The 26,238-nt window shown below is 73.3% G+C and carries 28 protein-coding genes; 16 read left to right on the top strand and 12 right to left on the bottom strand.

Annotated elements, in window-relative coordinates; translation table 11 throughout:
• The first annotated feature begins 140 nt into the window (after window positions 1-140).
• Genes hrcA through MPTA5024_RS11350 form a run of 3 tightly spaced genes read left to right on the top strand, consistent with a single transcriptional unit; the run spans window position 141 to window position 3,074 of the window.
• Entirely contained in the window at window positions 141-1,154 is a 1,014-nt protein-coding gene (gene hrcA / locus MPTA5024_RS11360; protein WP_036322295.1) for a heat-inducible transcriptional repressor HrcA, read from the top strand.
• On the top strand, window positions 1,155-2,288 hold the full coding sequence (dnaJ, locus tag MPTA5024_RS11355; protein ID WP_036322294.1) for a molecular chaperone DnaJ: 1,134 nt from the start codon (window positions 1,155-1,157) through the stop codon (window positions 2,286-2,288). It begins immediately after the preceding gene.
• A gap of 45 nt (window positions 2,289-2,333) precedes the next feature.
• Window positions 2,334-3,074, top strand: coding sequence for a 16S rRNA (uracil(1498)-N(3))-methyltransferase (locus MPTA5024_RS11350; protein WP_036322293.1), 741 nt, complete (start codon window positions 2,334-2,336; stop codon window positions 3,072-3,074).
• A gap of 74 nt (window positions 3,075-3,148) precedes the next feature.
• On the opposite strand, the gene MPTA5024_RS11345 is transcribed toward MPTA5024_RS11350, so the two are convergent.
• Together MPTA5024_RS11345 and MPTA5024_RS11340 are read right to left on the bottom strand one after the other, a co-directional pair.
• Window positions 3,149-3,811 (bottom strand): hypothetical protein, encoded by a 663-nt coding sequence (locus tag MPTA5024_RS11345; RefSeq protein ID WP_051457940.1) that lies wholly within the window; start codon window positions 3,809-3,811, stop codon window positions 3,149-3,151.
• Window positions 3,808-4,287 (bottom strand): SigE family RNA polymerase sigma factor, encoded by a 480-nt coding sequence (locus tag MPTA5024_RS11340; protein ID WP_051458094.1) that lies wholly within the window; start codon window positions 4,285-4,287, stop codon window positions 3,808-3,810. Before MPTA5024_RS11340 ends, MPTA5024_RS11345 begins: the two co-directional genes overlap by 4 nt.
• A gap of 244 nt (window positions 4,288-4,531) precedes the next feature.
• On the opposite strand from MPTA5024_RS11340, the gene MPTA5024_RS11335 reads away from it, so the two are divergent.
• The 5 genes from MPTA5024_RS11335 to MPTA5024_RS11315 all read left to right on the top strand — a co-directional run bounded on the left by MPTA5024_RS11335 (window position 4,532) and on the right by MPTA5024_RS11315 (window position 11,271).
• Window positions 4,532-4,876: an HIT domain-containing protein gene (locus tag MPTA5024_RS11335; protein WP_036322291.1), complete on the top strand. Its 345-nt coding sequence runs from the start codon at window positions 4,532-4,534 to the stop codon at window positions 4,874-4,876.
• 55 nt (window positions 4,877-4,931) lie between these two features.
• Entirely contained in the window at window positions 4,932-5,954 is a 1,023-nt protein-coding gene (locus MPTA5024_RS11330; RefSeq protein WP_036322290.1) for a PhoH family protein, read from the top strand.
• A 31-nt stretch (window positions 5,955-5,985) separates the two neighbouring features.
• Window positions 5,986-6,459, top strand: a complete 474-nt coding sequence (ybeY, locus tag MPTA5024_RS11325) for an rRNA maturation RNase YbeY (protein WP_036322289.1) — start codon at window positions 5,986-5,988, stop codon at window positions 6,457-6,459.
• A complete protein-coding gene (locus MPTA5024_RS11320; protein ID WP_036322288.1) occupies window positions 6,456-7,754 on the top strand; it encodes a hemolysin family protein in 1,299 nt (432 codons plus the stop codon). The genes ybeY and MPTA5024_RS11320 overlap by 4 nt, the downstream gene beginning before the upstream one ends.
• A gap of 79 nt (window positions 7,755-7,833) precedes the next feature.
• Window positions 7,834-11,271, top strand: a complete 3,438-nt coding sequence (locus tag MPTA5024_RS11315) for an AfsR/SARP family transcriptional regulator (protein ID WP_036322287.1) — start codon at window positions 7,834-7,836, stop codon at window positions 11,269-11,271.
• Between the two features lie 7 nt (window positions 11,272-11,278).
• Here the strand turns inward: MPTA5024_RS11315 and MPTA5024_RS11310 are convergent, their stop codons facing one another.
• A complete protein-coding gene (locus MPTA5024_RS11310; RefSeq protein ID WP_051457939.1) occupies window positions 11,279-11,680 on the bottom strand; it encodes a pyridoxamine 5'-phosphate oxidase family protein in 402 nt (133 codons plus the stop codon).
• A gap of 380 nt (window positions 11,681-12,060) precedes the next feature.
• Between MPTA5024_RS11310 and MPTA5024_RS11305 the strand changes: the two genes are divergently transcribed.
• Genes MPTA5024_RS11305 through era form a run of 3 tightly spaced genes read left to right on the top strand, consistent with a single transcriptional unit; the run spans window position 12,061 to window position 13,974 of the window.
• The gene (locus MPTA5024_RS11305; RefSeq protein WP_157099380.1) at window positions 12,061-12,738 is read left to right on the top strand and encodes a hypothetical protein; all 678 of its coding nucleotides are present in this window, start codon (window positions 12,061-12,063) and stop codon (window positions 12,736-12,738) included.
• Complete coding sequence (locus tag MPTA5024_RS11300; protein WP_036322283.1) at window positions 12,735-13,070, top strand: cytidine deaminase; 336 nt, start codon at window positions 12,735-12,737, stop codon at window positions 13,068-13,070. The genes MPTA5024_RS11305 and MPTA5024_RS11300 overlap by 4 nt, the downstream gene beginning before the upstream one ends.
• Window position 13,071: 1 nt before the next feature.
• Window positions 13,072-13,974: a GTPase Era gene (gene era / locus MPTA5024_RS11295; RefSeq protein WP_036322280.1), complete on the top strand. Its 903-nt coding sequence runs from the start codon at window positions 13,072-13,074 to the stop codon at window positions 13,972-13,974.
• Between the two features lie 22 nt (window positions 13,975-13,996).
• On the opposite strand, the gene MPTA5024_RS11290 is transcribed toward era, so the two are convergent.
• The 8 genes from MPTA5024_RS11290 to MPTA5024_RS11255 all read right to left on the bottom strand — a co-directional run bounded on the left by MPTA5024_RS11290 (window position 13,997) and on the right by MPTA5024_RS11255 (window position 19,965).
• Complete coding sequence (locus MPTA5024_RS11290; RefSeq protein ID WP_157099379.1) at window positions 13,997-14,479, bottom strand: hypothetical protein; 483 nt, start codon at window positions 14,477-14,479, stop codon at window positions 13,997-13,999.
• Between the two features lie 99 nt (window positions 14,480-14,578).
• On the bottom strand, window positions 14,579-15,001 hold the full coding sequence (locus tag MPTA5024_RS11285; protein WP_198167040.1) for a YciI family protein: 423 nt from the start codon (window positions 14,999-15,001) through the stop codon (window positions 14,579-14,581).
• Between the two features lie 23 nt (window positions 15,002-15,024).
• On the bottom strand, window positions 15,025-15,813 hold the full coding sequence (locus MPTA5024_RS11280; RefSeq protein WP_036322276.1) for an urease accessory protein UreD: 789 nt from the start codon (window positions 15,811-15,813) through the stop codon (window positions 15,025-15,027).
• A gap of 5 nt (window positions 15,814-15,818) precedes the next feature.
• Window positions 15,819-16,532 (bottom strand): urease accessory protein UreG, encoded by a 714-nt coding sequence (gene ureG, locus MPTA5024_RS11275; RefSeq protein WP_051457937.1) that lies wholly within the window; start codon window positions 16,530-16,532, stop codon window positions 15,819-15,821.
• A 47-nt stretch (window positions 16,533-16,579) separates the two neighbouring features.
• On the bottom strand, window positions 16,580-17,542 hold the full coding sequence (locus tag MPTA5024_RS11270; RefSeq protein ID WP_051457936.1) for an urease accessory protein UreF: 963 nt from the start codon (window positions 17,540-17,542) through the stop codon (window positions 16,580-16,582).
• 43 nt (window positions 17,543-17,585) lie between these two features.
• Entirely contained in the window at window positions 17,586-19,310 is a 1,725-nt protein-coding gene (locus MPTA5024_RS11265) for an urease subunit alpha (protein WP_036322275.1), read from the bottom strand.
• The gene (locus MPTA5024_RS11260; protein WP_036322272.1) at window positions 19,307-19,666 is read right to left on the bottom strand and encodes an urease subunit beta; all 360 of its coding nucleotides are present in this window, start codon (window positions 19,664-19,666) and stop codon (window positions 19,307-19,309) included. Before MPTA5024_RS11260 ends, MPTA5024_RS11265 begins: the two co-directional genes overlap by 4 nt.
• Window positions 19,663-19,965 carry an urease subunit gamma gene (locus MPTA5024_RS11255; RefSeq protein ID WP_036322270.1) on the bottom strand — a complete coding sequence of 101 codons (303 nt, stop codon included), beginning with the start codon at window positions 19,963-19,965 and terminating at the stop codon, window positions 19,663-19,665. Before MPTA5024_RS11255 ends, MPTA5024_RS11260 begins: the two co-directional genes overlap by 4 nt.
• Before the next feature lie 179 nt (window positions 19,966-20,144).
• On the opposite strand from MPTA5024_RS11255, the gene urtA reads away from it, so the two are divergent.
• The 5 genes from urtA to urtE all read left to right on the top strand — a co-directional run bounded on the left by urtA (window position 20,145) and on the right by urtE (window position 24,918).
• Complete coding sequence (gene urtA / locus MPTA5024_RS11250) at window positions 20,145-21,371, top strand: urea ABC transporter substrate-binding protein (RefSeq protein WP_036322268.1); 1,227 nt, start codon at window positions 20,145-20,147, stop codon at window positions 21,369-21,371.
• A gap of 122 nt (window positions 21,372-21,493) precedes the next feature.
• The gene (gene urtB, locus MPTA5024_RS11245; RefSeq protein WP_036322266.1) at window positions 21,494-22,348 is read left to right on the top strand and encodes an urea ABC transporter permease subunit UrtB; all 855 of its coding nucleotides are present in this window, start codon (window positions 21,494-21,496) and stop codon (window positions 22,346-22,348) included.
• Complete coding sequence (urtC, locus tag MPTA5024_RS11240; RefSeq protein WP_051457935.1) at window positions 22,345-23,469, top strand: urea ABC transporter permease subunit UrtC; 1,125 nt, start codon at window positions 22,345-22,347, stop codon at window positions 23,467-23,469. Before urtB ends, urtC begins: the two co-directional genes overlap by 4 nt.
• A complete protein-coding gene (gene urtD, locus MPTA5024_RS11235) occupies window positions 23,466-24,239 on the top strand; it encodes an urea ABC transporter ATP-binding protein UrtD (RefSeq protein WP_051458092.1) in 774 nt (257 codons plus the stop codon). The genes urtC and urtD overlap by 4 nt, the downstream gene beginning before the upstream one ends.
• Window positions 24,226-24,918, top strand: a complete 693-nt coding sequence (gene urtE / locus MPTA5024_RS11230) for an urea ABC transporter ATP-binding subunit UrtE (protein WP_036322264.1) — start codon at window positions 24,226-24,228, stop codon at window positions 24,916-24,918. The genes urtD and urtE overlap by 14 nt, the downstream gene beginning before the upstream one ends.
• Window positions 24,919-25,113: 195 nt before the next feature.
• Here the strand turns inward: urtE and MPTA5024_RS11225 are convergent, their stop codons facing one another.
• Complete coding sequence (locus MPTA5024_RS11225) at window positions 25,114-26,106, bottom strand: GNAT family N-acetyltransferase (protein ID WP_157099378.1); 993 nt, start codon at window positions 26,104-26,106, stop codon at window positions 25,114-25,116.
• Between the last annotated feature and the right edge of the window lie 132 nt (window positions 26,107-26,238).

Below are 26,238 nucleotides of genomic sequence, written 5' to 3'. Positions count from 1 at the left end.
GTCACTTGTAGGGGATTTGCAGTCCGCTTGCCCCGGCTGCCCATCGTGTTATCGCACGCTGCGGGGTGGTAGCCGTAGACTTGGCACTCGGGAACACAGAGTGCCAGGCTTTGTGTTTCCCAAGCACAGGAGGTGACACCTTGCTCGACGACCGCAAGCTCGCCGTTCTGCGCGCCATCGTCGAGGACTACGTGTCCACCAACGAGCCGGTGGGCTCCAAGGCCCTCGCCGACAGGCACAACCTCGGCGTCTCGCCCGCCACCATCCGCAACGACATGGCGGCGCTGGAGGAGCAGGGGTACATCGCCCAGCCCCACACCAGCGCGGGCCGGGTGCCGACCGACAAGGGGTACCGCCTGTTCGTCGACCGGCTCTCCCAGATCAAGCCGATGTCGGGCGCGGAGCGGCGGGCGATCGAGACCTTCCTGGCCGGGGCCGTGGATCTCGACGAGATCGTCATGCGGACCGTGCGGCTGCTCGCGCAGCTCACCCGCCAGGTCGCGGTCGTGCAGTACCCCTCGCTGACCAGGTCGTCGGTGCGCCACGTGGAGATCGTCCCGCTGGCGGCCCGCCGGGTGATGCTCGTGCTGATCACCAACACCGGCCGGGTCGAGCAGCGCGTCGTCGACCTGCCCGAGGAGGTGGGCGACGAGCGCATCGCGAACCTGCGCGGCATCCTCAACGGCTGCCTGGACGGCTGCGGCCTGTCCAGCGTGCCGGAGACCGTGGCCGACGTCCCCGACCGGCTGCCGCCGGAGGACCGGCAGGTGGCCGCGACGATCCTGTCCGTCCTGCTGGAGACGCTCGTCGAGCGGCACGAGGAGAAGATCGTCTTCGGCGGCACGGCCAACCTCGCGGCCGCCGACTTCAGCGTGGGGCTGCGCGACGTGCTCGAGGCGCTGGAGGAGCAGGTCGTGCTCATCCGCCTGCTGGGAGAGACCCACGGCATGTCCGAGCTCACCGTAAGGATCGGCTCGGAGAACCCCTACAGCGGCCTCCGCGGCACGTCCATCGTCGCCGCGGGGTACGGTTCGGGCGACAAGGAACTGGCCCGGCTCGGAGTGCTGGGCCCGACACGAATGGACTATCCGGTGACGATGGGTGCGGTCCGCGCGGTGGCGCGTTACGTCGGCCAGATCCTGGCGGGGTCATAAGTGTCCAACGACTACTACGCGACTCTCGGCGTGCGTCGCGACGCGAGCCAGGAAGAGATCAAGAAGGCGTACCGCCGCCTCGCCCGGGAGCTGCACCCGGACGTCAACCCCGACCCGGAGACCCAGGAGCGGTTCAAGGAGATCACCCAGGCGTACGAGGTGCTGTCCGACGCGAGCAAGCGCCGGATGTACGACCTCGGGGCCGACCCCTTCGGCGGCGGCGCGGGCGCCGGGGCCGGCGGGTTCGGCGCGGGCTTCCCGTTCAGCGACATCATGGACGCCTTCTTCGGCTCGGCCGGGACGGCCCGCGGCCCGCGCTCCCGCGCGCGGCGGGGGCGCAACGCCACCATCCGGGTCGAGCTCGACCTGTCGGAGGCCGCGTTCGGCACCACGCGGGAGATCGTCGTGGACACCGCCGTCCTGTGCGAGGTCTGCCAGGGTTCCGGGGCCGCCGCCGGCACCCACCCCGACACCTGCGACATGTGCCACGGCCGCGGCGAGGTCTCCCAGGTCACCCGCTCGTTCCTCGGCCAGGTCATGACCTCCCGGCCGTGCCCCCAGTGCGGCGGGTACGGCAGCGTCATCCGCCACCCCTGCATGGAGTGCTCCGGCGAGGGCCGGGTCAGGACCCGCCGCACGATCAAGGTGCGGATCCCGGCCGGAGTCGAGGACGGCACCCACATCCAGCTCGCGGGCGAGGGCGAGATCGGCCCCGGCGGCGGCCCTCCGGGGGACCTGTTCCTCGAGATCGTCGAGCGGCCCCACGCGATCTTCGAGCGGCGCGGCGACGACCTCCACTGCACCGTGCACATCCCGATGACGGCGGCCGCCCTGGGCACCTCGATCTCGATCGAGACGCTCGACGGGCCCGAGGACATCGACGTGCGCCCGGGCACGCAGGCCGGCCAGGTCATCCCCCTGTACGGCAAGGGCGTCCAGCGCCTCAACGAGAACGGCCGGGGCGACCTGCTCATCCACGTGAACGTCGAGACGCCGACCAAGCTCGACCCGCCGCAGGAGGAGCTGCTCAAGGAGCTCGCCAAGCTGCGCGGGGAGGAGCGCCCGCCCGGGAAGTTCTCCCCCGGCCAGCAGGGCTTCTTCTCGCGGCTCCGCGACGCCTTCAACGGCCGCTGACCCACGCGCGGGCCCCGGGCCGGCGGGCCCGGGTGAGGAGAAGTCATGAGCGTTCCCGTGTTCCTGGCCGGCGCGGCCGCCCTCGCGGCCGATCCGGTCGTCCTCGACGGCCCGGAGGGCCGGCACGCGGCGGCCGTCCGGCGGCTGCGGCCCGGCGAGCGCGTCGACCTGACGGACGGCGCGGGCCGGGTCGCCGAGTGCGAGGTGGCGACCGCCGGCAGGGACGCCCTGACGGCCCGGGTGCTGCGCCGCTACGAGGTGGAGGCCCCGCGGCCGCGCCTGGTGGTGGTGCAGGGGCTGCCCAAGGGCGAGCGGGGCGAGCTCGCGGTCGAGATGATGACCGAGGCCGGGGTGGACGTGATCGTCCCGTGGGCCGCGGCGCGCTGCGTGACGCAGTGGAAGGGCGACCGGGCGGCCAAGTCGCTCGCCCGCTGGCGGAGCGCCGCCCGGGAGGCCGCCAAGCAGGCCCGCCGCTTCCACCTGCCGGAGGTGACCGAGCAGGCCGGCACGGCCCGGGTGCGGGAGCTGATCTCCGGCGCCGCGCTCGCCGTCGTCCTGCACGAGGAGGCCGCCGAGCCGCTCAGCGGGCTCACGCCGCCGAAGGCCGGCGAGCCGGGGGACGTCGTCGTCGTGGTCGGCCCCGAGGGCGGGATCGCCGACGACGAGATCGCGGGCTTCCGGGACGCGGGAGCCGTACCGGCCCTGCTGGGGCCGACCGTGCTGCGGACCTCGACCGCGGGCGTCGCAGCCGCGGCCGTGCTTCTGGCCCGCTGCGGCCGCTGGTAGCCCACACCCCGCAGACCGGCAGGGCTCGGCGGGGACGGCGAGGGCGTCGGCGTGACGGTCGCGCCCGGCGGTCTCTAGGACGCAGGCGTGGAGGCCGCGTCGGGCGCCACCGAGTCGCTCGCCGTCGGGGACGGCGAGGGCGTCGGCGTGACGGTCGCGCTCGCCGGAGCCGACGGGGTCGCGGTGGACGTGGGCGGCTGGGACGACGGCGGCGGGGTCTGCGCGGGCGCGCAGGAGGGGCCGTTCGTCGTCTCCGGCTCGACCACCCCGGCGCTCGGGGCGGGCGTGGCGCAGGGGTCGGACCTGCTCGGTGTGGGCTTGGGGCTCGCCCCGGCCCTGTGCGTGGGGGGCGGCGTCGGGTGCTGAGTCCCGTGCGTCGCCCCGGTGGTGGGGACGACGATCTGGTGCGTCGCCCCGGGCGCCGGGGGACGCTGGATCGAGGAGGTGTCGGGCTGCTGGTTGCCGTCGGCTCCCACCTGCGAGATGCCGGTGGACTCGGCCACCTGGGTGCGCAGGTCGGGGACGAGCATGACGACCGTGCCCGCGACCAGGACGGCCCCGGCCACGGAGGCGCCGACGCGCCACCACATCACGTTCCGCAGGCCGCGCAGTCCCCGGTTCTCGATGCGCGTGCGGATGATCTCCAATCCTTCGGGAGACGGCACGACCGAGTCCGCCTCCGCGCGCAAGGCACGGCGCAGCAGGTCGCCGTACTCGTCGTCGGGCGGGAAGGTCATGAGAACTGCTCCAGTGCCATGCGTAGTGCGGCCATGCCGCGGGCCGTGTGACTCTTCACCGCGCCCTTGCTGATCCCCATCGCGTGCGCGATCTCGGCCTCGGACAGGTCGCCGTAGTATCGCAGCACCAGCGCCTCGCGCTGCCGGGTGGGCAGGCTGCGCAGCGCCTCGATGACGGCCGACCGCTCCAGCTCGCCGATGGCGCCGTTCTCGGCGCTCGGCGCGTCCGGCAGCCCCTTCGGCGCGTACTTCTCGACGACCGCGCGATGACGCAGCACCGAACGGGATCGGTTGACGACCGACTGGCGAAGGTAGGCCAGTGCCTTGTCGGTGTCCCTCAGCCTGCGCCAGGCGCCGTGAATGGCGACGAACGCGTCCTGAACGACTTCCTCCGCGCTGGCCACATCGCGCACCAGCAGCACCGCGAGACGCACCAATGACCGATAGTGGGCGCTGTAGAGCGCCGTCACGGCCATGTCGGCATCCCACCCGACGGGCACCGTCCCCAACGACCTGTCGGCCACGAGGGTCTCGGTGGTCACATCAATAGGACGCTCGTCATTCCCGGGGGGTTTACGTTCTTCCGAATCATTAGGGGGCATGACCCAGTGGTGTCCTCGCCCGGCACTAGGGGTGGTTTCTGGTGCAGTGTCGCACACTCACATTAGCCCGCGGGATCTTTACCGTCATCACCGATCGGCAACGGCTAGTCTTTCGCACGTGACCGACTGCCTGTTCTGCAAGATCGTGGCCAAGGAGGTGCCCGCGGACATCGTCCTGGAGGCCGGCCGGGCGCTGGCCTTCCGCGACATCAACCCGCAGGCCCCCACCCACGTCCTCGTCGTGCCGAAGGCCCACCACGAGAACGCGGCCGCCCTCGCGGCGGCCGACGACGGCCTCGCCGACGACCTGCTCAAGGCCTGCCACGCGGTGGCCGTGCAGGAGGGTGTGGCGGACACGGGATACCGGGTGGTCCTCAACACGGGCCCCGGGGCGGGGCAGACCGTCTTCCACGTCCACGCGCACGTCATCGGCGGCCGGAGCCTCACCTGGCCTCCGGGCTGAGCGGCTAGCATTAGAGGGAATCAAAGGGAGGCGATCAGGGCCGTAACGGCCGCCCATGTCCGAGTCAGTACACACCCACAGGACCCAGGCCAAGGTAGTCATCCCCGAGGGGCAGTCCATGGTCAGCCTCCTCGGCTCGCGTGACGAGCTTCTCCGGGTCATCGAGAACGCCTTCGACGCCGACATCCACGTTCGCGGCAACGAGATCACCATCACGGGCAGCCCTGAGGAGAGCGGCGTCGTCGTGCGCCTGTTCGAGGAGCTGGTCGAGCTGGTCGGCTCGGGCGCCGAGCTCACCCCCGACGCCGTGGAGCGCAGCATCTCGATGCTGCGGATGACCGGCGGCGACCGTCCGGCCGAGGTCCTCTCGCTGGACATCCTGTCGGCCCGCGGCCGCACGATCCGTCCCAAGACCCTCAACCAGAAGCGGTACGTCGACGCGATCGACCGGCACACCATCGTCTTCGGCATCGGCCCGGCGGGCACCGGCAAGACCTACCTCGCCATGGCCAAGGCCGTGAAGGCCCTGCAGAACAAGCGGGTCAACCGGATCATCCTCACCCGCCCCGCGGTGGAGGCCGGCGAGCGGCTCGGGTTCCTGCCCGGCACGCTCTACGAGAAGATCGACCCGTACCTGCGCCCCCTGTACGACGCGCTGCACGACATGCTCGACCCCGACTCGATCCCCCGCCTCATGGCCGCCGGGACGATCGAGGTCGCGCCGCTGGCGTACATGCGCGGGCGCACCCTGAACGACGCCTTCATCATCCTCGACGAGGCGCAGAACACCTCGCCCGAGCAGATGAAGATGTTCCTCACCCGCCTGGGGTTCAACTCGAAGATCGTGGTCACCGGTGACGTGACCCAGATCGACCTTCCCGGCGGCCAGGAGAGCGGCCTCAAGGTCGTCCAGAACATCCTCGAAGGCATCGAGGACATCCACTTCAGCCGTCTCACCAGCGCCGACGTGGTCCGTCACAAGCTGGTCAGCGACATCGTCGACGCGTACGGCCGCTACGACGCCGCCATGGCGTCCGAGCCGCGCGCGATCGCCAAGCGCCAGCGGGGCCGGCGATGAGCGGGCGGCCCCGTACGGGTGAGGAGACCCCGTGAGCATCGAGGTGGCCAACGAGTCCGGCGTCGCGGTCGACGAGTCGGCGCTGGTCGAGCTGGCCGGGCTGGTGCTCGGCCGGATGGGCGTCAACCCGCTGGCCGAGCTGTCGATCCTGGTGATCGACGAGGCGGCCATGGCCGAGCTGCACGAGCAGTGGATGGGCGAGCCGGGCCCGACCGACGTGCTGGCGTTCCCCATGGACGAGCTGCGGCCCAACAGCGGCGGCCGCGAGGAGGACCCCTCCCCGGACCCGGCGCTGCTCGGCGACGTCGTGCTCTGCCCGCAGGTCGCGGCCAAGCAGGCGGCCGACGCCGGGCACAGCCCGCAGGACGAGCTGGAGCTGCTGTGCACGCACGGCATCCTCCACCTGCTGGGCTACGACCACGCCGAGCCCGAGGAGCACGCCGAGATGTTCGGCCTGCAGGACCAGCTCCTCGAGGCCTGGCGGGAGGTACGGCGGAAGCCGTGAACAACGGCTGGCTGCTGTCCGCCGTCGTCCTGATCGGGGTCGGCGGCCTGCTGGCGAGCGCGGAGACGGCCCTCACCCGGATCTCGCGAGTGCGGGCCGAGGAGTTCGTCAAGGAGGGCAGGCGGGGCGCCGGGCGGCTCCAGGCGATCGTCGCCGACCCGCCGCGCTACCTCAACCTGCTGCTCCTGCTGCGGCTGAGCTGCGAGCTCGTCGCCACCGTCATCACGACGCTGCTGTTCATCGACTGGCTGGGCGACCGCGGCCGGGCGTACGCCGCGGCGGCCGTCGTCATGATCCTGGTCAGCTACGTGATCGTGGGCGTCTCGCCGCGCACGCTCGGCCGCCAGCACGCGGAGCCGATCGCCCTGGCCGGCGCGCCCGTCGTGTACGGCCTGACCCGCATCTTCGGCCCGCTGCCCAAGCTGCTGATCCTGCTGGGCAACGCGCTCACGCCCGGGCGGGGCTTCCGGGAGGGGCCGTTCACGTCGGAGGCCGAGCTGCGCGACCTGGTCGACCTGGCCGAGCAGCGCAGGGTGATCGAGCCGGACGAGCGGGAGATGATCCACTCGGTCTTCGAGCTCGGCGATACGCTGGTCCGCGAGGTCATGGTGCCCAGGACCGACATGGTCTTCATCGAGCGCGGCAAGAACCTCAGCCAGGCGCTCTCGCTGGCCCTGCGCAGCGGGTTCTCCCGCATCCCGGTGGCCGGGGAGAACGAGGACGACGTCGTCGGCATCGCCTACCTCAAGGACATCGTCCGGCGGATGCAGGACACCGGCGACTCGACGGCCAGGATCGACGAGCTCATGCGCCCCGCGACGTACGTGCCGGAGAGCAAGCCCATCGACGAGTTGCTGCGCGAGATGCAGGCCCGGCAGATCCACCTCGCCATCGTCATCGACGAGTACGGCGGCACGGCCGGCCTGGTGACGATCGAGGACGTGATCGAGGAGATCGTCGGGGAGATCGCCGACGAGTACGACCAGGAGGCCCCCCGGGTCGAGTGGCTCGACGACGGCGCGGCGCGGGTGACCGCCCGCCTGCCGATCGACGAGCTGGCCGAGCTGTTCGGCACCGAGATCGAGGTCGACGACGTCGACACGGTCGGCGGCCTGCTGGCCCACGCGCTCGGCCGCGTGCCGATCGCCGGGTCGGAGGCGACGATCGCGGGCCTGCGGCTGACCGCGGAGAACCTCGCGGGCCGCCGCAACCGCATCAGCACGGTCGTGGTGCGCCGCTTGGAGCCGTCCGCCGCGGACGACGAGGTCGTGGGCGCCGCCGCCGACCACGAGTGACCACCCGGCCGGCGATGATCGATTCGCGCTGATCCGAATGTCTGGTTGTGACATTTCCGGATATGTAAGCTGACCGGTCATGGCGATCTTCCGGGTGCTTGGAGCGTTTCACGCGATCGGCGCGAACGGGCCGGTCGACCTCGGGGGACCGCGGCAGCGATCGGTCCTCGCGCGCCTGCTCGTGGCCGGCGGGCAGGTCGTCCCGGTCGAGCGCATGATCGACGACCTGTGGCACGAGCAGCCGCCGCCGAGCGCGCTCGCCTCGGTCCAGGCGTACGTCTCCAACCTGCGCCGGGCGCTGGAGCCTGAGCGGACCGCGCGCACGCCCGCCCGCGTCCTGGTCACCGTGCCGCCGGGCTACGCGCTGCGCAGCGAGGACGTGGACGCCTGGCGGTTCGACGAGCTGGTCCGCCGGGGCGCCCGGGCGGCGGCCGAGGGCGATCCCCGGGCGGCGCTGCGCCTGCTCGACGAGGCGCTGGCCCTGTGGCGGGGCCCGGCGTACGCGGAGTTCGCGACGGCCGAGTGGGCGAGCACGGAGATCGGCCGCCTGGAGGAGTTGCGCGCCACGGCGGCCGAGCAGCGCGCCGAGGCCGCGCTGGCCCTCGGCGCGCCCGGACCGGTCGTCGCCGACCTGCGCGGCCTCCTCGCCGGCCACCCGCTGCGGGAGGAGGCCTGGCGGCTGCTCGCGCTCGCCCTGTACCGGCAGGGCCGGCAGGGGGACGCGCTCGTCGCGTTGAGGGAGGCGCGGGGGGTGCTCGCGGAGGAACTGGGCGTCGATCCGGGGCCGGCCCTGCAGCGGCTGGAGGCGGACATCCTCGCCCAGTCGCCCACGCTCGACCTCCGCCCGCTCCCCGCCGCCGCGCCCCTCGCCGCGCCCGCGGACGACCAAGCGGACATTCACGAGGCGGCGCGGGATCGCGCCGTGCGCGGCGCCGACGGCCCCGGCGCGGCCGCCCCGGGCTCCGGGCCGCTCGCATGGGAGGACACGGGGCAGGGGAGCCCACAGGAGCGGAGTCCGGCGGCGCGCGAGAGCGGACGGATCGCAGCCGAGCCCGCGGCCCGGGAACGGCTCTTCGGGCGGGAGGAGGAGCTGGCCCGGCTGCTCGCCTTCCCCCGGGGGATCGCGCTGGTCACGGGCGAGGCGGGGATGGGCAAGTCGGCGCTCGTCGAGGCGGCGGCCGTCCGGCGGGCCGAACAGGGCTGGCGGGTCGCGGTGGGACGGTGCCCGGAGACGGGCGGCGCCCCACCCGGATGGGCCTGGGCGGAGATCCTGCGCACGCTGACGGCGGCCGTGCCCCCGCGCGACGCCCTCGCCCCGCGGATCCAGCGGCTGCTCGACGACGCGGCGGGGCACGACCAGCCGTCCGAGGCAGACCTGACGGCGGAGCGGTTCCGGCTGCGCCGGGCCCTCGCGGCGTACCTCGCGGAGGCGGCGCGACCTGCCCCGCTGCTGCTGGTCCTGGACGACCTGCACCGGGCCGACGACGAGACGCTGGCCGTGCTGGTCCACCTCGCCGCCGACCTCGCCGGCGCGCCGGTGGTCGTGGCCGGGACGGCGCGGGAGGAGGAGTCCGGCCGGCTGGCCGAGACCGCCGCCGCGCTCGCCCGCCACGAGCCGCTGCGGATCTCCCTGGGCGGTGTCGGCCGGGAGGCGGCGGCGGCCCTGCTGGCCGAGGTGTCCGGGGCCGAGGTCTCGCCGGCCACGGCGGCGGCCGTCGCCGACAGGACGGGCGGCAACCCCTTCTTCCTCCGCGAGACCGCCCGGCTGATCGCCGCGGAGGGCGAGGAGACGGCGGCGTCCGTCGTCCCGGCGGGCGTGCGGGACGTGCTGCGCCGCCGGTTCGGCCGTCTGCCGGTGCCCGCGCGGACCGTGCTGCGCGAGGCGGCCGTGATCGGGAGGGACGTCGACGTCGACGTGCTCGCGTCGGTCAACGGCGGCGGGGACGAGGCGGTCGTCGAGGCCGTCGAGGCCGCGCTCATGGCCGGGCTGCTCGTCGAGCCCGAGGACGGCGGCCTCCGGTTCGCGCACGCCCTCGTCCGCGACACCCTGTACGACGACATGTCGCGCCTGCGGCAGGCCCGCGTCCACGCCCGGGTCGCCGCGGCGCTCGAACGGCTCCGCCCCGACGAGGTGGCGGCGCTGGCGCACCACTACGCGTCCGGCGGGGAGCCGGCCCGGGCGGCCCACTACGCCGCGCTGGCGGCCGAGCGGGCCGAGCTGCGCTTCGCCTACCGGGAGGCGGCGGCGCTGTGGGGACGGGCGATCGAGCTGGGCGGCCGCGAGGACCTGGAGTTGATCATGCGGCGGGTCCGCGCCCTCGCCCTGGGCAACGAGCTGGCCGCGGCCCGCGAGATGCGGGAGCGGGCGATCGCGCTGGCCGTGCCGCAGGGGGACCCCGAGCTGACGGCGCGGGTGGTCGGCGCCTTCGACGCGCCCGCCCTGTGGAGCACACGGGACTACGGCGTGGTCTCGCTCGAGGTCGTCCGGGTGATCGAGGAGGCCCTGGCCGCGCTGCCGCCGGGCGACGGCGCCGCCCGGTGCGCGCTGCTCACCTCGCTCGCCTTCGAGCTGGAGGGGGAGGAGACGGAGCGGGGCGCGGGGGCGGCGGCCGAGGCTCTGGACATGGCCGGGCGGCTGGGCGACCCCGAGGCCGTGGCGAAGGCCCTCAACGCCCGCATCCTCCACACCTTCAGGGACGGCGGACTGGCCGAACGGCGGCGGTACGGGACCGAGCTGCTCGACCTGGCCAGGGAGCACAGGCTGGCGATCGCCGAGGTGGTGGCCCACCTGATCCTCATGCAGCAGGCGACCGGCGGCCTCGACTGGGCGCGGGCCGACCTGCACGCCGGCGAGGGCGGGCGGCTGGCGGAGCGGTACGACATGACCATGCCGGGCTCGCTGGTGACGTTCTACCGGGCCTACCGGCGGGCCGTCGCCGGCGAGTACGCCGAGGCCGAGCGGCTCTACCGGGAGGGCGCCCGGGCGCACGCGCGGGTGGGGGCATGGCGTTTCGAGGTGGGCCTGTCGTACATGTCCCGGTACTGCCTGGCCCTGCTGCGCGGCGACGTCGCCGGACTGGTCGCGGAGGCCGAGGTCGTGGCGCGCTACTGGGACGTGGCCGCCGAGCCGTACGCGCTCGCCCTGGCGGCGGCCGGCCGCACGGAGGAGGCCCGGCGGGCGGCCGGGCGGCCCGCGAGGATCAGGCCCGACTACTACGCCCGGTTCTTCCTGGTCGTGCGCGGGCTGCTGGGCGTCGCGATCGGCGACAAGGAGCGGGCCGAGGAGGCGTACGACGCGCTCGCGCCGTACCCGGAGGACCCGGTGACGCAGGGCACCGGGCTGCTGCCGCTGTGGCCGGTCGCGCAGGTGCTCGGCGACCTCGCGGTCTTCCTCGGACGGCCCGGCGAGGCGGCCGGGCGGTACCGCGTCGCGCTGCAGGTGGCCGGGCGGGTGGACGCCCCGGTGTGGGCGGAGGCGGCGCGGCGGGGGCTGGCGGCCGTCGGGGAGCCGGAGTGACCGAGGGTCAGGGGCGCGCCGGCACCACCCTGCGGACGACGTCCGCCCCCGGCCCCCGTTCGAGCAGCACCCATTCGGTGACGTCGAGGCGGTACAGCCGCTCGCCCGGCGACAGCCGTACGGGCCGGGGCGCGGGGGACCCGGGGGGAAGCTCCCGCGCCGCGGCGGTGAACGCGACGACCTCGAAGCCGTCGGCCACGACACATCCGGCGACCCGGCTGTCGGACCGCAGGTCGCGGGCGTGGGGGAGGTCCGGACCGGACACGAAGTAGAGCCGGTCGGGGGAGAAGGTCGCCTGGTACCCGAGCGTGCACATCGAGGGCGAGCCGTCGGGCCGCAGGGTGGCGAGGTGCATGAGCGTGCCCCGGACGAGGATCCTGTCCAGGCGCCGCTCGAGTTCGCTGGTCATCCCGGCATGCTGGCCGCCGCCGGTTGGAGGCTCCTTGGGCGGCCGCGGCGGGGCGTGTGCAAGCCACCTTCAAGTGTTCTGCAAGTGCGGGAGGCCACTGTTGAACCGGCGCCCGGGAGGGGTTCGGGGCGCTGGAAGGGGAGTCCGGGGCGCCGGGAGGGGTTCGCGGCGCGCCGGTCGCTCTCTTGGGGGAACTGTGGTCGGTACGGGCTCTCACCATCCGGGTGAGAGCCCGTATTGATTGGGGCGCGTACCGCTCGGTCATGGCACGTGATTGCCGTGCGCCGCCCAAGGGAAGGACAACCCTCGGCAACGGACGCTCGACGGAGAGTGTCCGCCCGGCCGCTCGCGCGGCTGTGGGGGCGAGGGGTGGGATGCGGATGACCGGCATGCGGTGCGCGGGTTCGCGGCTCGTCCGCGCCGCGGTCGCGGGCGGCCTGCTCACGGCGACGGGGGCCTGCGGCGCGGGCCTGCCGACGTACGCCTCGGCCCGGGCGACCGCCCAGGCCGTCGAGCTGCGCACGCTGCTGTCGGCGCTCGACAGGCTGCCCGAGGGCCTGTCGGCCCATGTGCGGTCCCCGTGGCGGCCGCCGTTCCGCCCGCACGGGCACGACTGCCGGGCCGTCTTCGACGCCGTGTCCGGCCGGCCCCCGCGCGAGGGCCTCGCCGGCACGACGGCCGCGACGTTCGAGGGCGCGCACGTGGGGGAGCTGGCCGGGGTCGGCCTGGCCACCTACGAGGGGGGCGAGGCGTCCGGGCCGTTCGAGGAGCTGCGCGAGGCCATGGACGGCTGCGCCGCCGTCGACCGAGACACCCCGGCGGAGGCCGACAGCCTGGCCGCCGCCGACCTGCCGATGCCTCCCGTCGGGGACGAGTCGGCCGCCCGCAGGCTCGTCGGCCGGGTCGGCGGCTACCCGTACGAGATGCAGTTCGTGGTGCTTCGCGCCGGGCACGCGCTCGTCGCGGTCGTGCACGCCGGGCTCACCCCTCCGGACGCCCGTCTTACCCGGGCGCTGGCAGATGTGCTGGCCCGCGAGGTCGGTACCCTTGAGCCGTGACACATGCGCTCGACCCCGAGGATCAGAAGATCATCACGCTGGCCCGCTCGGCCCGCGCCCGCAACGGCTCCGCCGAGGGGGCCGCGGTGCGCGACGAGACCGGCCGGACGTACGCCGCGACCGGGGTCGCGCTCCCCTCGCTGCAGCTGACCGCCCTGCAGGTCGCGGTCGCGATGGCGGTGTCCGGCGGCGCGTCGTCCCTGGAGGCGGCGGCGATCGTCGGCGACGCCGACGACCCCGACGAGAAGGACCTCGCGGTCGTGGAGGACATGGGCAACGGGACGCTGTTCCTGGCCGCCCCCGACGGCACCGTGAAGGGCCGGTACATCTGACGTGAGCCCCGATTTCCGCGCCGGGTTCGCCTGCTTCGTGGGCAGGCCGAACGTCGGCAAGTCGACGCTGATGAACGCCCTGGTCGGCACCAAGGTCGCCATCACCTCCTCCAAGCCCCAGACCACCCGCAGGGCCGTGCGCGGCATCGTCCACCGGCCGGAGGCCCAGCTGGTGATCGTCGACACGCCCGGCTTCCACCGCCCCCGTACGCTGCTGGGCGAGCGGCTCGACAGCCTCGTGCTGTCCACGCTCACGGAGGTCGACGTGATCGGCTTCTGCGTCCCGGCGAACGAGCCGATCGGCAAGGGCGACCGGTTCATCGTGGACAAGCTCGCCGCCGTGAAGAAGACGCCGGTCGTGGCCGTCGTGACGAAGTGCGACCTGGCCACCCGGGAGCAGATCGCCGGGCAGCTGCTCGCCGTGTCCGCGCTCGCCTCCTTCGAGGAGATCGTCCCGGTGTCGGCCGAGAGCGGCGAGCAGCTCGACGTGCTCGCCGACCAGCTCATCGCGCGCCTGCCGGAGTCGCCGCCCCTGTACGCGGGGGGCGAGCTGACCGACGAGCCGGAGCAGGTGCTGGTCGCCGAGCTGATCCGGGAGGCCGCGCTGGAGGGCGTCCGCGACGAGCTGCCCCACTCGATCGCCGTGGTCGTGGAGGAGATGGCCCCCCGGGAGGGCCGCGACGACCTGCTCGACGTCTACGCGTTCATGTACGTCGAGCGGCCGTCGCAGAAGGCCATCGTGATCGGCCCCGGCGGCGCCCGGCTCAAGGACGTCGGCAGCCGCGCCCGGCAGCAGATCGAGGCGCTGCTCGGCACCCGGGTCTACCTGGACCTGCGGGTCAAGGTCGCCAAGGAGTGGCAGCGCGACCCCAAGCAGCTGCGCCGCCTCGGCTTCTACGACTGACACAGGTCCCGCGGCTGGTCAGTCACCGGCGGCGGAGGAACGCGGCGGCGGCCAGGACCGCCACCGCGATCGAGGACAGCAGGCCGGCGAACCAGCCGTACTGGATCGAGGGGTGCACGCTCACGACCCCGGGGATGCGGAAGGCGAGCCGCCCGGCCAGGTCCTGCGGGTCGGTCAGGAACATCGCCAGCGCGAAGGCCGCCACGGCCCCGGGCAGGATGGCGAAGCCCGTGAACAGCCAGTTGCGCACGGCGCCGAGCACCCCGAGCAGCATGGCCGCGATCCCGGCGCCCATGACGAACCAGCCGGAACCGGCGTCCACGCCCCGCACGGCGTGGGTCAGCTCGGCGTCCAGCACGCTGACCTCCGCCGTGACGCCCGCCCAGGGCAGCAGCGCGGTGACGGCCAGCGCGAGGCCCGTGACGATCACGCCGACGGCCAGCAGGACGCTGCAGGCGCTCCTGCCGCCGGGGGTTCCGTGGAGCGGCGGGGTGAGTTCCGGCACGATCACCAGGCTACGGCGCGCCGCCGGTAAGACGCCGCATGCGGCCCGGCGCGCCCCTTTTCTCCTGACTCCTCACCCGGGCGGGACCGCCGAATGCCGTCAGGAGAGCGGGTCGTACTGGAACGCCCGGACCTCCTGCGAGCAGCGGCAGGAGGCCGCGATCTTCTGCGCCCACTCCAGCGCCGCCTCGCGGGAGGGCAGGTCCAGGATGGTGTACCCGCCGTTCATCTGTGTGGTCTGCGGATAGGTGCCCTCCGTCACCGTGCCGTCACCGGCCACGAGGACGGGGTCGACGTCTTCGTCTATCCCGCCGCCGAAGACGTACACGCCGGCGTCCTTGGCCTCCTGGATGACGGCGTGGGAGTCGCGTACCACGTCGGGAAAGTCCTCCTCCGAGATCACCATGGCGCTGCTGGGGAAGGAGATGAGGAAGTGCGTCATGCTCCGATCCTGCCGTGCGCCGGTGACCTCGTCGAGGTGTTCCGCGATCAGCGCTTCCCGGCCCTCCCCGCGCCGGGTCATCGGGGGGGATCATCCACGCGCTGCTAGACCGTCATGTGGAGCGCGGCCTCCTCGGCCCGCTCGAGCCTCTCACGTAGCCGTACGGCGTCATCGGCGACGGCCGAGGCCAGCACGCCCGGCCCGGCGAGCGGGAGCGCCGCCCAGCCGTCCCCCAGGGCGGCCACCCGTTCGTCCTTCCCGTCGCCCGGCGCCGGAGGGGCGAAGCCCGGCCCGGCCAGCAGCGTCGAGCCCACGCAGCGGGCGTCGCCGTACACGGCGGGGCTGCCGTCGACCGCGGCGTCCCCCACGAGCAGGTCCTGCCGGAGCAGTGGGCGCCCGGCCACGGTGACGTCGATCCGGGTGTGGCAGCGGCCGGGCCGCTCCCCGTGCCGTCCGAAGACGATCTCCTCGCGCCAGAACACGGTCGCGCCCGGCGCGAGCGAGAGCCGTACGACCAGGCGGTGGTCGCACCCGGCGGCGAGCACGGTCGGCTCGGGGGAGAAGCGCAGCGCCGCGCCCTCCGCGACGCGGGCGCGCACGACCATGACGGAGTGGCCCGGCACGGCGCCGGGCAGGACGAGCGTCGCCCCGACGGAGCGGACCTCCAGCGACGTGCCCGCGGCGACGTCGACGTCCAGGGCCAGCCGGTCGCCCCCGAGCGGGCCGGCCCCGGTCGAGACGAGGTGGACGCGTTCCGGCCCGGTCCTGCGGAGGGTGAGCGGGGGGTCGGAGCGCATCGTCTCCAGCACCGTGCCCCCGCCCGGGGCGGCCGCGGTCCTGATCAGCGCCCGCGCCGCCACTCCCGAGGCGGGGACCGGGTCCGGTCGTGCCACGGCGGTCAGGAGGCGGGGGCGGACGGCACGTGCTCGTGGGAGTGGGGACGCCCCGGCTCGCCGTGGTCGTGCTGCCAGGCCCCCACCATGGCCGTGACCCATTCGGCGACCGAGTGGGCGCCCCTGTCCTCCCGGATGGAGGTGAACAGCACCGGCTTCGTCTCCCGTACGGCCGCCGCGTCGCGGGACATCACGGTCAGGTCGGCGCCCACCATCGGCGCGAGGTCGGTCTTGTTGATCACGAGGAGGTCGGCGGAGGTGACCCCGGGGCCGCCCTTGCGGGGCACCTTGTCGCCGCCGGACACGTCGAGGACGAAGATCTGCCGGTCGGCGAGGCCGCGGCTGAACGTGGCGGTGAGGTTGTCGCCCCCGCTCTCCACGATCACCAGGTCGAGCGGGCCGAACCGCTCCTCCAGCGTCTCGACCGCGTCGAGGTTGGCCGCGATGTCGTCCCGGATCGCCGTGTGGGGGCAGCACCCGGTCTGGACGGCGAGGATGCGCTCGGGGTCGATCACCCCGGCGCGGCGCAGGAAGTCGGCGTCCTCGGTCGTGTAGATGTCGTTCGTCACGACCCCCAGCCGCATCGAGGGGCCGAGGCTGCGGCACAGGGCCGCCACGAGGGCGGTCTTGCCGCTGCCGACCGGCCCGCCGATGCCGAGGCGGAGCGCGCGACCGTGCGGTTCCGCGGCGTCGTGGAGGTCGTCGTGGTGAGCACCCATATGGTGGACCTGTCCTTTGCTCGGGAGCCGTCGGCCGGCTCGGGACGTCAGGAGACGAACAGCTTCATCGCGTTCTTCAGATGGCCCTCCGCGAGGAGGTCGAGCATCGGTGCGGCGTGGCCGGGCAGCGCCGGCCAGCCCGACCCCCTCGGCCCGGCCGGGAAGTCCGGGCCCAGGGGATCGGCGGTGAACGGATCGCCGGCGTCCGCCTCCCCACGCCCCGTGTCCCCGAGCGCCGTGTCCACTACCCCCGCGTCCATCACCACGGCGTCCATCAGGGACGCGCAGGCGGCGTGCGCGGCGTCGTTGAGCGCCGGGGCGAGGTCGGCGAGCAGCCGGTGCACGGTGACCGGGTCGAGCCCGAGCAGCCGCACAGCGGCGGTGGCCGGGCCCGTCACCGAGGAGTACGCGGCCGCGAGCGCCGCCTGGTACGGCTCGCAGCCCGCCGAGGCCGCCGCGGCGCCCAGCGCGATCGGATGGTGCGGCCCCTCCGGAACGGCGGCGGCGAGAGCGTCGAGGACCGGGGACGGCCACATCCGCCGGGCCGTGCGCAGCAGGAGCCGGCCCTGGGTGCGGGCGGCCTGCCGCTGCGCGGGCGACGCGGTGCGCGCGTCGGCCTCCGCGTCGAGCCGCCGCCACGGCTCGGCCGGATCCTCGGCGTCATCGGCGTCATCGGCGTCCTCGCCCGGCCGCGTCTGGACGAGATGCCCGCGACCGCGCCGCTGAGGCTGCTCGCCCTCGCCGCCGCCCGGCGGACGCGCGGTGGCGGCGAGCTCGCAGGCCGCGGCGGCGAGGGCGGCGGCGACGAGCCCCGTGGTGGCGAGCCGGCCCCGGAGGAACCGCGCCAGGTCCTCCGGGCCCGTGATCGTGCCCAGCCGCACCGCCTCCTCGGCGCCGCCCGAATGGGCGTGGCCTCCGGCGGGCAGCCGGGAGTCGGCGAGCAGGAGGAGCGCCGCGTCCCCCGGCGTCCCGCCGTGCGCGTGGCCGTCCCCGTACGACCTGTCGTGCATCAGGCTGTCTCCTCCCGCGCCGTTCCTGGTGTCATGCGCCCGCTCAGAAGAGGAAGTACCGCTGCGCCATCGGCAACTCCTCGGCCGGGGCGGGCTCGATCAGCTCCCCGTCGACCCGTACGGCGAAGGTGTCGGGGTCCACCCGGATGTCGGGCAGCGCGTCGTTCAGCGGCATCGCGTCCTTGCGGCGGGCCCGCACGTCGGCGACCGGCACGAGCCGGCGTGCCACGGCGAGGCGGCCGGCCAGGCCGTCCTCCACCGCCACCGGGGCGACGAAGTGCACCGACGTGGCCGCGGCGGTCACCGGCGCCGCGCCGAACATGGGCCGGGGCAGCACCGGCTGGGGCGTCGGGATCGAGGCGTTGGCGTCGCCCATCTGGGCGTAGGCGATGACGCCGCCCTTGACGACGAGGTCGGGCTTCACCCCGAAGAACGCCGGGCTCCACAGCACCAGGTCGGCGAGCTTGCCCACCTCGACCGACCCGATCTCCCCGTCGAGCCCGTGGGCGACGGCCGGGTTGATCGTGTACTTGGCCACGTAGCGGCGGGCGCGGAGGTTGTCGGCCGGGTAGGCGCCGTCGCCCGGCAGGGCGCCCCTCCGCCGCTTCATGACGTGGGCCGTCTGCCAGGTGCGGATGACGGTCTCGCCCACGCGGCCCATGGCCTGCGAGTCCGACCCGATCATCGAGATCGCGCCGATGTCGTGCAGCACGTCCTCCGCCGCCATCGTCGAGGGCCGGATGCGGGACTCGGCGAACGCCAGGTCCTCCGGGATCGACGGGTTGAGGTGATGGCACACCATGAGCATGTCCAGGTGCTCGTGGTGGGTGTTGACGGTGTGCGGCCGGGTCGGGTTCGTGGACGACGGCAGCACGTTGGCGTGCGAGGCCACCGTGATGATGTCGGGCGCGTGGCCGCCCCCGGCGCCCTCGGTGTGGTAGGCGTGGATGCCCCGGCCCGCGATGGCCGCCAGCGTGGACTCCACGAACCCGGCCTCGTTCAGCGTGTCGGTGTGGATGGCCACCTGGACGCCCGTGGCGTCGCACACGCGCAGGCAGGCGTCGATGGCGGCGGGGGTGGTGCCCCAGTCCTCGTGCAGCTTGAAGCCGGAGGCGCCCGCCCTGAGCTGTTCGAGCAGCCCCTCCTCGCTGACCGTGTTGCCCTTTCCGAGCAGGGCCACGTTGACCGGGTACGCGTCCAGGGACTCCAGCATCCGGCCCAGATACCAGGTCCCGGTGACGGTGGTGGCCTTCGTGCCCTCGGCCGGCCCGGTCCCGCCGCCGACGATCGTGGTCACGCCGGACGCGAGGGCCTCATCGAGGATCTGGGGACAGATCAGGTGGACGTGGGAGTCGACCGCGCCGGCCGTGACGATCTTCCCGTTGCCGGACAGGATCTCGGTCGACGGGCCGATGACCAGATCGGGGTGGACGCCGTCCATCGTGTCGGGGTTGCCGGCCTTGCCGATGGCGACGATGCGGCCGTCGCGCACGCCGATGTCGGCCTTGACCACCCCCCAGTGGTCGAGGATCACCGCGCCTGTGATCACGAGGTCGGCGGCGCCCTCGGCCCGGGTGGTGCGGGCCTGGCCCATCGACTCGCGGATCACCTTGCCGCCGCCGAACACGGCCTCGTCGCCCGCCCCGACCGGCCCCATGGACAGGTCCTCGGTAACCTCGATGAACAGGTCGGTGTCGGCCAGGCGGACCCGGTCGCCGGCCGTCGGGCCGTACAGCGCCGCGTAGCGGGAGCGCTCGATGCCCGTCATTCCCCACCTCCGGCGGCACCGGGGGCCCGGCTTCCCTCCGGCGGTCCCGCGTCGACCGGGCCGGCCCACTCCGGGCGCAGGCCCGGCACGACCCGCGCCCCCGCCAGCGGCACGAGCGTCACGTCGCGCTCGACGCCGGGCTCGAACCGGACGGCCGTGCCGGCCGGGATGTCCAGGCGGGTGCCCCACGCGGCCGCGCGGTCGAACTCGAGGCCGGGGTTGGCCGCCGCGAAGTGGTAGTGCGACCCCACCTGGACCGGGCGGTCGGCGGTGTTGACCACGCGGAGTGTGACCCGCTCGCGGCCGGGGTTCAGCGGCACGTCCCCCTCGCCGTACAGGATCTCGCCGGGGTTCATGCGATCGGGTTGTGGACGGTGACGAGCTTGGTGCCGTCGGGGAAGGTGGCCTCGATCTGAACGGACTCCAGCATCTCGGGCACGCCCTCCATGACGTCCTCGCGGCGCAGGACCTTGCGCCCGGCGTCCATCAGGTCGGCCACGGTCCGGCCGTCCCGGGCGCCCTCCAGCAGAAAGGACGCGATGACCGCGGTCGCCTCGGGATGGTTGAGGCGCAGGCCGCGCTCCTTGCGGTCGCGGGCCACGCCCGCGGCGACGTGAATGAGCAGGCGTTCCTGTTCGTGTGGAGTGAGCCGCATGGCGGGACGATAGGTAACCGGCGTTTCTCTCGCGTTACCTGCTGATTTCGTACGTGTATCGGGGCGGACGTGAGGCTTCGCTCATGAGTTGTTAACGTATCCGATCTTATCGGGAAATCTATCGCGCTCACCTTGACGGCAGACGGATCGGCGCGGGGGCCGTAGGCAAGGAGGAGCAATTGCGGAATTCGGCCTGGCGTATCGGAACCGCGGCGGCGGTTCTCGCGACGGCGTTGGCGGCCTGCGGCGGGCAATCGCCGACGACGGCCGGCGGATCCTCGTCGGGAGGCGGAAACACGATAAAGGTCGGCATTCTCCACTCGCTGAGTGGGACGATGGCGATCAGTGAGGTGACGGTGAAGGACGCCGAACTCCTGGCGATCGACGAGATCAACGCGGCCGGCGGCGTGCTGGGCAAGAAGATCGAGCCCGTTGTCGAGGACGGCGCCTCCGACTGGCCGACGTTCGCGGAGAAGGCCACCAAGCTCATCGCGCAGGACCGGGTCGCGACCGTCTTCGGCGGCTGGACCTCGGCCAGCCGTAAGGCGATGCTGCCCGTGTTCGAGAAGCGCAAGGCCCTCCTGTGGTATCCGGTGCAGTACGAGGGACTGGAGAGCTCGCCGTACATCTTCTACACGGGCGCGACGACGAACCAGCAGATCGTTCCCGGCCTCGACTATCTCAAGGAAAAGGGGAAGAAGAAACTGTTCCTGGTGGGCAGCGACTACGTCTTCCCCCGGACCGCGAACAAGATTATCAAGGCGTACGCCGCGGCCAACGGAATGCAGATCCTCGGTGAGGAGTACACCCCGCTCGGCCACACGGAATACAGCACGCTGGTCAACAAGGTCATCGAGGCGAAACCCGACGCCGTCTTCAACACGCTGAACGGCGACAGCAACGTCGCTTTCTTCAAGCAGCTGAAGAGCGCCGGGGTAACGGCCGACCAGATGCCCGTGATGTCGGTGTCCGTGGCCGAGGAGGAGGTCAAGGGCATCGGCGTCGACAACATCGCCGGGCAGCTCGTGGCCTGGAACTACTACCAGACCACCGACACCCCGGAGAACCAGAAGTTCGTCGCCGCGTTCAAGGCCAAGTACGGCGCCGACAAGGTCACCTCCGACCCGATGGAGGCCGGCTACAACGCCGTCTACCTGTGGGCCGAGGCGGTCAAGAAGGCCGGGAGCACCGACGTCGAGGCGGTCAAGAAGGCCGCGGCCGGGGTCACGCTGGCCCGGCCCGAGGGCCAGGTGACGATCGACGGCGACAACCAGCACGTGTACAAGACGGCCAGGATCGGCGTGGTCCAGCCGGACGGCCAGATCAAGGAGGTCTGGAACTCCGGCAAGCCTATCAAGCCCGACCCCTACCTGAAGACGTACTCCTGGGCCGGCGGCCTCGTCTGACGAGGCGCCGCCCGGGCGGGCCCGGCCGCGCGGCGGCCGGGCCCGGAGTCCACGACCAAGGAGGGGACGACGGTGCGATCACCGACGACAGGCGACCGGAGCGGGCGAGAGGAGGGCACGACGTGGAGGGGGTGCTGAACCAGCTCCCTATCGGGCTGTCGATCGGGGCGGTCCTGCTGCTGATCGCCCTCGGGCTGACGTTCACGTTCGGCCAGATGGGCGTCATCAACATGGCCCACGGAGAGTTCATCATGGCCGGGGCGTACACGGCCTATCTGCTGCAGAGCGTGGGGTTCCTGATCGCCCTGCCGGCCGCGTTCGGCGTGGCGGGCGTGATGGGGCTCGTGCTGGAACGGCTGCTCATTCGGCACTTCTACGGACGGCCGCTCGACACGCTGCTGCTCACCTGGGGGGTGAGCCTGGTTCTCCAGCAGGCCGCGCGGGACCTGTTCGGGGCGCCGAACGTGCAGGTCGTCTCGCCGGCCTGGCTGCGCGGAGGCGTCGGGATCCTGCCGTACAACCGGCTGTTCATCATGGCGCTCGCCGTGCTGTCGGTCGTCGCGATCTGGGCGTACCTGCAGCGGACCGGGCAGGGCCGGCGGATGCGGGCGGTCATGCAGAACCGCAGGCTCGCCGCGACCAGCGGCATCAACACCGGACGGGTCGACCAGGTGACGTTCTTCATCGGCTCGGGGCTCGCCGGGATCGCCGGGGTCGCCCTCACGCTCATCGGGCCGGTCGGGCCCACGCTCGGCACCTACTACATCGTGGACGCGTTCCTCGTCGTGGTGGCCGGCGGCCTGGGCCAGCTCAAGGGCGCAGTCCTGGCCGCGCTCGGCCTCGGGCTGCTCAACTCCTACGCCGAGTTCTGGTCCGACGCCAGCCTCGCCAAGGTGATCGTCTTCGTGGCGATCATCGGGTTCCTCCAGGTCAGGCCGCAGGGCCTGTTCGTGCTCCGATCGAGGGCGCTGTCATGACCGCGTTCCAGGACTCCACGGTGGCCGCCCCGGCCGAGCCGTCCGCGCGTCCCGTCCCCGCCGAGCCGGCCCCGGCGCGCTGGGCGCGCCTGCGCGGCCCGGCCGCGTTCACGGCCGTCGCCGTGCTCATGCTGGTGGTCGCCCCGCTCGCGCTGGAGCCGTTCCGGCTGGGGCTGCTCGCCAAGTACCTCTGCTACGCGATCGTGGCGCTCGGCATCGGCCTCGCCTGGGGGCAGGGCGGGATGCTGACGCTCGGGCAGGGCGTGTTCTTCGGGCTCGGCGGCTACGCGATGGGGATGTACCTCAAGCTGCACGACGCGGGCGGCGACCTGCCCGACTTCATGGTCTGGAGCGGGGTGGACCACCTGCCCGCGCTCTGGCGGCCGTTCGGGAACCCGGTGTTCGCGCTGGCCATGGTCGTCGTGCTGCCGGTCGCCGTGGCGCTGCTGCTCGGCGTCCTCGTCTTCCGCCAGCGGGTCAGGGGCGCGTACTTCGCGATCCTCACACAGGCGCTCGCCGCCGCGCTGGTGATCCTGCTGGTCGGCCAGCAGGGGCTCACCGGCGGCACCAACGGCCTGACCAACTTCTTCGACTTCTTCGGCAACGACGTCGCGGCCGACGGGACGCAGCGCGGCCTCTACGTGCTCGTCGCGGCCGTGCTCGGGGTCCTCTACCTGGGCGCCCGGCAGCTCGTCCGCAGCCGCTTCGGCCGGCTCCTGCTGGCGATCAGGGACGGCGAGGACCGGGTGCGCTTCCTCGGCTACGACCCGGCGGCGGTCAAGACCGTGACGTTCGCGATCTCGGCGGGCATGGCGGGCATCGCGGGGGCGCTCTTCGTGCCCGTCGTCGGGATCATCTCGCCGGCGCTGCTCGGCGTCGTGCCGTCGCTCGAACTGGTCGTCGGCGTCGCCGTCGGCGGCCGGTACGCGCTGGCGGGGGCGGTGCTCGGCGCCGTCGTCATGGGCTACGCCAAGACCTACTTCAGCGAGGAGCTGCCCGAGGCCTGGCTCTACCTGCAGGGCGCCCTGTTCATCCTCGTCATGACCCTGGCGCCGAAGGGCCTGACGGGCCTGGCCGCCACGCTGTGGCGGTCCGTGACGCGAAGGAGGGCCGCCGCGTGACCGAGGGGACCGAGGACGTTCTGCTGGCCGTCACCGGCCTCGAGGTGGCCTTCGACGGCTTCAAGGCGCTCGACGGGGTGGACCTGTCGGTCGGCCGGGGGGAGCTGCGCTTCCTCATCGGCCCGAACGGCGCGGGCAAGACCACGCTCATCGACGTCGTCACCGGCCTCACCCGGCCGACCGGCGGGTCGGTGCGGTTCGGGGACGAGGAGCTCGTGGGCCGCAGGGAGCACGAGATCGTGCGGCTCGGCGTGGGCCGCACGTTCCAGACGTCGGTGGTGTTCGAGGAGCTCACCGTGCTGGAGAACCTCGACCTCGCCGCGTCGTTCCGCCGCCCGCTGTGGTGGCTGCTGCGGCGCCGCCGCGGCGTCTCGGAGGCGGTGGAGCGGGCCCTGGAGACGACCGGGCTGCAGTCGCTGGCGTCGAGCAGGGCGGGGATCCTGTCTCACGGCCAGCGGCAGTGGCTGGAGATCGGCATGCTGATCGCGCAGGAGCCGCGGCTGCTGCTGCTCGACGAGCCGGTGGCCGGCATGGCGCAGGACGAGCGCGCCCGGACCGGCGAGCTGCTCACCCAGGTGGCGCGCGACCACACGGTGATCGTGGTCGAGCACGACATGGACTTCCTGCGGCGGTACGCCTCGACGGTGACCGTCCTGCACGAGGGCCGCGTGCTCATGGAGGGCTCGGTGGAGCAGGTCAGGGCCGACCCCCGGGTGCAGGAGATCTATCTGGGACGGGCGCGGGAGGAGGCCGAGGATGCTGTCCGTTGAGGGGCTCGAGGCGGGGTACGGCAGGGCGCGGGTGCTGTTCGGGGTGTCCCTGGAGGTGACCGAGGGCCGCCTCGTCTGCGTCATGGGCCGCAACGGCGTCGGCAAGACCACCCTGCTCAACACGATCATGGGCGTGCTCCCCGCGACGGCCGGTTCGGTGACGTTCGAGGGCAGGGACGTCACCCGCCTGCGCCCGGACGAGCGCGTGCGGCTCGGCATGGGCTACGTGCCCCAGGGCCACGAGACGTTCCCCCAGCTGACCGTGATGGACAACCTCATGGTGACGCTGGAGGCGTCCCCGCACCGGGACCCCACGGCGCTGGAGGAGGCCCTGGAGGTCTTCCCCCGGCTGAAGCCGCTGCTCAAACGGCCGGCGGGCTTCCTGTCCGGCGGCCAGCAGCAGCAGCTCGCCATGGCCCGCGCCCTGGTCACCCGGCCGAGGCTGCTGATCCTCGACGAGCCCACGGAGGGCATCCAGCCGTCCATCATCATCGAGATCGAGGAGGCGATCGAGCGGCTGCACGCGGCCGGCCTCGCCATGCTGCTCGTCGAGCAGTACCTCGACCTCGCCCTCCGGCTCGCCGACAGCTTCGTGATCCTCGACGCCGGCCGGGTCGCGCACTCCGGCGCCGCCGAGGAGCTGCGCGGGGAGCAGGTGCACCGGCTGCTGGCCGTGTAGAGAATGGTCGAGCCGCCTGGATCGGCTTGTGACCAGTTTGAGGGCAAATGTGCTGGTTAAACTGGGTGTGGAGGAAGCGATCGCACGCCTGAACGCCTCTGGCCTCGCCGGTCACTCCCTGGGTGAGCGACCTGGACCCGGCCCTGCGCACGGCCGATTGCTTCCTCCCGCGCGAGCGGGACAGCGCGTGCCCGGTCACATCTCCAGCTGCCACAGGTTCCAGCCGTCGAGCACCTCGTAGCCCAGCGCCCGGTTGATCGCGAGCATGTGCGGGTTGGCCGTGGAGTTCCACGTGACGACCCGCTCGATCGAGGGCTCGCAGGCGCGGAACCAGGTGACGGCGGCCAGCTTGAGCACCAGTCCCAGACGGCGGCCCCGGTGCGGCCGCAGCACGCTCGTCGACGACTGCCACGCCCACCCGCGCCCCTCGCAGGGGTCGACGAGCAGCTGGGTGAAGCCCGCCGGCTCGCCGGTGGCGGTGTGCCGGGCGACCATCGTGTACGTCGTGAGACCGGTCCGCGCCGTGGACTCCTCCATGGCCCGGATCCGGTCGCCGTTCCACCGGCGCTCCTCGATCTTGAGGTCGCCCAGCGGCTCGTCGTTCATGCCGTTCATCAGCCGGGCCATGTCGTCGAGCAGGTCCGGCCCGGCCGGGCCGGTCCACCGTTCGAGGGAGTAGTCGCGCGCGGACCGCGCGGCGCGGGCGCGCAGCAGCTCAAGGCCGGACCAGTCGGCGGCGGTCAGGTCGAGGACCATCCGCGACTCCGTTCCGGCCAGTGCGAAACCCCGGCCCTTGGCGAAGGCCGAGCCGGGGCCGTCGGCCGCCGCCTCGGCCACGATCACCCGCCGGCCGTCGGCGCGGACCCGGCCGATCGCGTGGTCCAGCAGCGAGGTGCCGATGCCCTCGCGGAGGCGGCCCGGGTGCACCGCCAGGCGCAGGATCACGAGATGGCCGTTGTCGCCGGGCGGGTAGTGCCCGATGTGCCCGCCGACCACCTCGCCGCCGTCCCTTGCCACCCACGTCTCCGCGCGCTCGCCCGCCGCCCCCGACCCTGCCCGCGCCGCGAAGTGCCGCGGCGACATCACGGGCCCGGCGGGGTCCTGCGCCGTGACGATGCCGTGCAGGGCGGTCAGCCCGTCGCTCGGGCTCGCGGGATCGAGGCGCTCCATGCGCAAGTCGGGGTGCATGCCGACAGCCAATCGCACTGCCGGTCAGCGACGCGAGCTATTTTCCCCGCGCCCGCCGCCCTTCGCGCCGCCGGTGCGCCGCCCGCGGCCGTGCCGTGCCGCCGGTGCGTCGCCCGCGTCCGGGCCGTGCCG

This window comes from Microbispora sp. ATCC PTA-5024, from assembly GCF_000511135.2.
Lineage (GTDB): Bacteria > Actinomycetota > Actinomycetes > Streptosporangiales > Streptosporangiaceae > Microbispora > Microbispora corallina.
The sequence above is the reverse complement of the archived record's forward strand: the minus strand, read 5'-3'. Positions and strand labels throughout refer to the sequence as shown.